Annotated in this window: 1 protein-coding gene and 1 pseudogene; both read left to right on the forward strand. The window is 50.9% G+C overall.

Annotated elements, in window-relative coordinates; all coding sequences use genetic code 11:
- A pseudogene (locus AQR02_RS31605) lies at positions 1-183 on the forward strand (serine--tRNA ligase); the annotation flags it as partial.
- 528 nt (positions 184-711) lie between these two features.
- A partial coding sequence (locus tag AQR02_RS25200; protein WP_245237728.1) for an S-layer homology domain-containing protein occupies positions 712-6,935 on the forward strand: 6,224 nt, incomplete at its 3' end.

Raw genomic sequence — 6,935 nt, forward strand, 5'->3', positions numbered from 1 at the left:
TACCGTGACGAGCACGGGCGGCTGCAGTATTGCCATACGCTGAACAACACCGCTGTAGCTACGCCACGGATTTTAATACCGCTGCTGGAGAACCACCAGCAGGAGGACGGGTCGATTTATATTCCGGCAGCGCTGCGTAAATATTTGAACGGATTAGAAAAGCTGGAGACAGCTCTGAAATAAATATAGGAATACCTGGCCCGGCAGTGATTCTCCCGTTATGGTGAATCATTGCCCGGCTTTTTGGCTATAGGCAGGTTGTTAAGGATTCCAGGAACGTTATGTATTGATTCTCCAGTGTTCTGACTTGCACCAGAGCTTAAGGGTTCGGCGAACAAGCTCACCTCCGATCACTGGACACCCCCTGCTTGGTTATACTTCCTATAAGCAAATTCACAAGATATTTACATGAATATTACATTACACTTACACAAAACCAGATCTCACACTGGCAAATATCAAGCAAACGGCCGATCTTATAGATTCCTCACTACATATTCCATTATTTTTGTGCATTTTGTATAAACTTACCTCCTTTTGATTTTAATCAATACAATTTTAATATATATTCATGTGAGACAACCTTTCATTTTACAAACGGATGTTACAATTTAGTAGGTTGTTAATCATAGTTTTGAGAGGAGTGGGTTTAGGATAATGGTTATTTCTCACAGGATGCAGAAATGGTTGTCCGCAGGGCTTGCAATGCTCATGCTTATCGGCATTGTATTACCTGCCGGACAAAGCGCACAGGCAGCAACGGATAACAGCAATATTGTAATCTCACAGGTCTACGGCGGCGGCGGCAACAGCGGCGCTGAATTCAAGAATGACTTTATTGAATTATATAACCCTACTGATAAGGCGGTGAGTCTTGACGGCTGGAAGGTTCGTTATGCAAGTCCCACAGGGGACTTGGCTGCATCAACGAACATTACTGCATTAACAGGCACCATTGCTGCAAAGGGATACTTTCTGATCCAGGAAGCAGCCGGCAGCGGCGGTACCAAAAATCTCCCGGCCCCAGATCTGACCGGCACAATACCTATGGGAGGATCCAACGGTAAAGTCGACCTCGTAAACAACGCCGATGCAAGTGTTGATATGGTCGGTTTCGGAACTGCAAACTCCTATGAAGGCAGCAGCGCTACAGGCGCGCTCAGCAGCACTCTTGCCGCTGTGCGTAAAGCTGCAGATGGTGCCCCTGCCGATAGCCGCGGCCTGGATACGAACAACAATGCTTCAGACTTCGCGGTTAAAACCCCTGATCCCCGCAACAGCAGCTATGGTCTTACTCAGGCCGTAAAAGCCGTGACCGCTACACCAGCAGGCAATGCCTGGCCGGCGGGCACTGCGATCTCCCTAAATACATCCACAGTAGGCGCATCGGTCTATGCCGCAGTTTACATAGACGGTGCCGGAGCAGAATATATGCCGTACAGCGGAGAAATCCAGCTGAATGCACCAACCACAATCAAGGCTTACGCTTCGGTATCGGATTCCGTATACAGCCCGGTGTCCACTTTTGATTATACTATTCTAGAGAAAACAGATATTGCCTCGGCAAGACCTGCGGCCAAAGGCCAGAATGTATGGACGGAAGGTATCGTTACCCGCATCGACGGTGCGAAAATGTACATTCAGGACGCAACTGCAGCCATCCTGCTATACGGTTTCCCGGCATTTGCTGAAGTCGGTGACCGCGTAGAAGTCCAAGGCGCGATGGATATCTACAGTAATCTGCAGGAGCTCAAGACTGTTACAACCCTTACCTATAAGGTTACCACCGAGAACGTTGGCATTCCGGCTCCCAAGTTGATCACAGCTGCCGATCTCTCAGCGGCCAACGGCGAAGCTTATGAAGCCCAGCTCGTCACACTGCAGGATGTGACTATCGACAGCAAGAACGGAAGTAACGTCATTGCCAGCCAAGGCAACCAGACATTCACGATTTACTCCGGGCTTTCTCAATTGACTGCGGGTAAACATTTTGATCAGATCACAGGTGTGATCGAGCAATTCAATTCTGTATATCAATTTATTCCACTAGGTGCAGAGAGCCTGGTAGAGGAGCTCTTCTCCGTTACCGCCAGTCCCGGTGCAGGCCGGATTATTATCGGCGGCCAGGTAACCCTCTCCAGTCCTACTGAGGGAGCGACGGTCTATTATACGCTTGACGGATCAGAGCCGACAGCATCCAGCACGTTGTACACTGCGCCAATCACTGTCAGCAAAGATACTGTGATCAAGGCTGTCGCTGTACTCGGAGCCCAGACCAGCAAGGTTTACACTTTCGAATACAAAGCTTCAGAGCTTCCGCGCATTCATGATATTCAGGGTGAGTCCCATACTTCCGACTATGCCGGACAGACTGTCACGGACATCGAAGGGATTGTTACCGAATATGGATATACTTTTGCAAACGGCAATTATAAAGGCTTTTTCATCCAGGACCCTAAGCCTGATAACAATGAGAACACATCTGAAGGAATTTTCGTATACAGCACCAACACCAGCCTGAAGCCCGCGATCGGTGATCATGTGGCAGTTACGGGGGTAGTCTCCGAATACAATGAAGGAAGCAGCAGCAATCTGACTTCCACACAGATTACTCTTAACACAATCAAGACTATCGCTACAGGCGCAGAATTGCCGGACCCTGTAGTACTTGGCAAAGGCGGACGGGCCATTCCAGCCTCAATCATCGACAACGACGGGCTGACTACTTTCCAGCCTTCTGAAGATGCCATGGACTTCTATGAATCACTTGAAGGCATGCTGGTTACCCTGCCGACTCCTACCATTATCAGTCCTTACTGGACAAGCGGCGGCAGCACATCGCTGGTATATAACATTCCTACAAGAGTGGAAAATACCACGGAAGATGTGATTACTCCTGCCGGAGGTCTTGTATTAAAAGGGGCCGGCAATCTCAATCCGCAGCGCCTTCTGATCGCCTATGGCAACCCTGGCCAGGAAGTTGGCACAGGTGACAAGTTTAATGGAGATGTTACAGGCGTGATCGGCTACAACAACGGCAACTATAAAGTTATTCCTGCCAATGGAAGCCTGCCGGGCATCACCCCAAGCACTTTCAAGCAGGAGACCTCCACGATTACTGTGGATGAAGACAAGTTGTTGATCGCCTCCTACAATATCGAGAATTATTATCCGGGCGTAGGTGCGGGTAAGATTCAGGAGCTGGCCGAGTCCATCACAGTAAATCTGAAAAAACCGGATATTATCAGCGTAGTAGAGATGCAGGACAGCGACGGGGAAGCCGACAACGGCACTGTCGAAGCCGGTGCAGCCGAGCTGATTCAAGCGATCCAGACAGCCGGAGGCCCAGCCTATAAATACATTGATGTTGCTCCGGTTAATAATCAGGACGGAGGAGCGCCTGGTGGTAACATCCGTGTCGGCTTCCTGTATAACCCGGCGAGAGTAGAACTGGCTGACAGCATCAATGGTCAAAAGGGCTCTTCCACCCAAGCGGTAGGCTACGATGCAGCTACAGATAAACTGACGTACAATCCGGGAAAAATCGATCCGGCCAATGCTGCATTTGCCAATTCCCGCAAGCCGCTTGCGGCACAATTTGAATTTAATGGCGAGAAGGTTATTGTAATCGCCAACCACTTCAATTCAAAATCCGGCGATAATGGTCCTTTCGGAAATGTTCAGCCTCCAGTGCTGTCCAGTGAAGCAACGCGCCATCAAATTGCTGCAGTGGTAAACGGCTTTGTCAAAGAGGTTCTAACAGCTAACCCTACTGCAAACATTGTCGCTCTTGGAGATTTGAACGATTTCCAGTTCACCGAAACTGCTACAATTCTTAAAGGCAATGAACTCGACAATCTGATCGACAAGCTGCCGCTTAATGAGCGGTACACTTATACCTATGACGGCAACTCGCAGGTACTCGACCATCTGCTGGTCAGTAAGAATCTGACCGCCTCATCCGAGATTGATGTTGTCCACCTGAATGCTGATTTCCCGGCATCACGCGGAAGAGTCTCCGATCATGATCCGGTTCTCGCACAGCTCGACCTGAATGCAGACTTCTCCTTGAGAGTCCTGCACACCAATGATACGCACAGTCATCTGGAAACGGTGGTTAAACGGATGACTGCCATTAAACAGGAGCGTACAGGCAACTCCATCCTGCTTGACGCAGGGGATGTATTCTCCGGTACTCTCTACTTCACCAAGTTTGAAGGGCTCGCCGATTTGGAATTCATGAACTACATCGGGTACGATGCCATGACTTTCGGGAATCATGAATTCGACAAAGGACTGCCGATCCTCAGAGCCTTTATCGACAAAGCTGAATTTCCATTCATCAGCTCGAATATCGACTTTACAACCAAGGATAATGAGCTCAAGAATATTTTCGTGAACAATGTCGGCGGATCGGATGCGGCTACCCCAATTGAGGACGGCCATATCTACCCATCCGTAATCAAGGAAGTGTATGGAGAGAAAATCGGCATCTTCGGTCTGACCACCGAGGACACGGTTGGTTTGTCCTCACCAGGCGATAACATCTCCTTCAAGGATTACAAGACAAGTGCTGAGAACACCGTCAAATCCTTACAAGCGCTGGGCATTAACAAAATCATCGCGGTATCCCACTTGGGTTACAACATTGACCAGCAACTGGCTGTACAGGTCACAGGTATCGACGTTATTGTCGGCGGACATACCCATACCAAGCTGGATGCACCAGTCGTCCTGAATGCGGACACCGAGCCTACACTGATTGTACAGACCGGTGAATACGGCACGTTCCTCGGTGAACTCGACGTCAACTTCGACAGCGACGGCGTAATCACTACGTATAACGGCAAGCTGATCGATACAACAAAGTTCGCTGAAGATGCAAAAGCCAAAGAAATGCTGACCGGGTATGATGCTGATCTGGCGGTAATCCGGCAGACCAAAGTTGGTGAATCCGCTGTCCCTCTGGTTTACGACCGGATGATTAACGGCAAGCTCACCCGCGTGGTCCGTAGTGAAGAGACTAATCTCGGAAATCTGATTGCCGACGGAATCAACGTCAAATCCAAGGAGCTCGTCAGCAAGCTGATTTCGGAAACGGAGCTTTCCACCATCAAGGGCTTTGTAGCCATTCAGAACGGCGGCGGCATCCGCAAAGGTATTGATCAAGGTGATATCACCTTGGAAAAAGTACTGAATGTAATGCCGTTCTCCAACAGCCTCGTGGCCCTCAAGGTTACCGGTCAGGAAATTATCGACTCACTCGAAAATGGTGTCAGCGGACTGGAAAGCGATCAAGGCCGTTTCGCTCAAGTCTCGGGAATGCGTTACACCTACGACTCCACCAAGAAACCGGAGATTATCAACGCCACAACGAATGTAGTAGAACAGAAAGGGGAGCGGATCATCTCTGTAGAGATCAAGCAGGCGAATGGCAGCTACACCGCAGTTGATCCTAATGCCTACTACATTCTCTCCACCAATTCCTTCATGGCTGGCGGCGGCGACTTCTACCGCTCCCTGGCCAAGGCCAAGGCAGACGGACGTTATTATGAGCTGTATCTGCCGGACTATGAGGTATTTACGGATTATCTAAAAAAAGTCGGTACGGTGAATATCAGTACGGAAGGCCGGATCACCGACCTGAAAGGAACCACTCCGGCTCCAACAGCTACACCTACACCTACACCTACACCTACACCGACTCCATCACCAACAGCTACCAGTGCACCTGGCGGAGGCGTAATAACCGTGACACCTTCACCTACAGCCAGCGCATCCGCAGCACCTGCGGCAACACCGCAGGTGACTACAATTACCGCAGCTGATTTGACTGCTAAACTGGCAGCTCTGCCGGCCGGCAGCAGCGAACTCGTCATTCCGGTTACCGCCACAACCGGCGGAGCCCAGATTGTGCTTCCGGGCAGTGTGCTGATCCAGCAGGCTGCGGCCAATCCGGCAACAGTGCTTACGTTTACTACAACGAACGGAAGCTCTTATTCACTTCCGCTCAGCCTCGTAAACGGAACGGCACTTGCAGTACAGCTAGGCAGCAGTGACTTCACGATCACCGTCTCCATTCTGTCAGCCAGCACGGCCACACTGAGCAGTGTGAACCAGGCTATTGCTGCACAAGCGGGTTCCGGCACCCTGGCAGCGCCGGTAATTGAGTTCAGCATCACTGCAAAATCGGCAACTACCAGCGTACCGCTGAACAGCTTCGGCAGCACCTATGTGAAACGGACGCTTACGGCTCCATCCATTTTGAATCCGGGATCGGCAACAGCCGTCTCCTTCGACCCGGTAACAGGAAAAATCGCCTTCGTACCCTCCGTATTCACCACGAAGGCAGATGGATCTACCGAGGTCACGATCAAACGCAACAGCAACAGCTATTATACCGTTGTCCAGTCTACCAAGACGTTCGGAGACATTACCGGCCACTGGGCTAAGTCAGCAATTGATCTCCTCGCATCCAAGCTGATTATTACCGGAACCAGTGCCACTGCATTCTCGCCTTCGCAGCAGGTAACCCGGGCAGAATTCGCTGCCCTGATTACCCGTTCGCTTGGTCTGGCGAAGGCCAGCAGCGGCACCACCTTCAGTGATGTCAGTGCGGGTGCATGGTATACGGATGCTGTGCAAACGGCAGCTGCAGCAGGACTGATCACCGGTTATACTGACGGCAGCTTCAAGCCAAGCAGTCCAATCACCCGCCAGGAGATGGCAGCGATCTTGTCCAAGGCCATGAAATTCACCGGCAAAACGTTAAATGGGGATCTCTCGGCGCTGAAGAAATTCAGTGACGCAGCAGCCCTCCCTGCCTGGTCTCAGACGGCGGTAGCGGAGATTGCCGCTGAGGGAATCATTCAGGGACAGCCGGACGGCTCGTTCGCTCCGCAGAAATCGGCTACCCGTGCGGAAGCCGCCACGAT

This window comes from Paenibacillus ihuae, from assembly GCF_001368795.1.
Lineage (GTDB): Bacteria > Bacillota > Bacilli > Paenibacillales > Paenibacillaceae > Paenibacillus_AQ > Paenibacillus_AQ ihuae.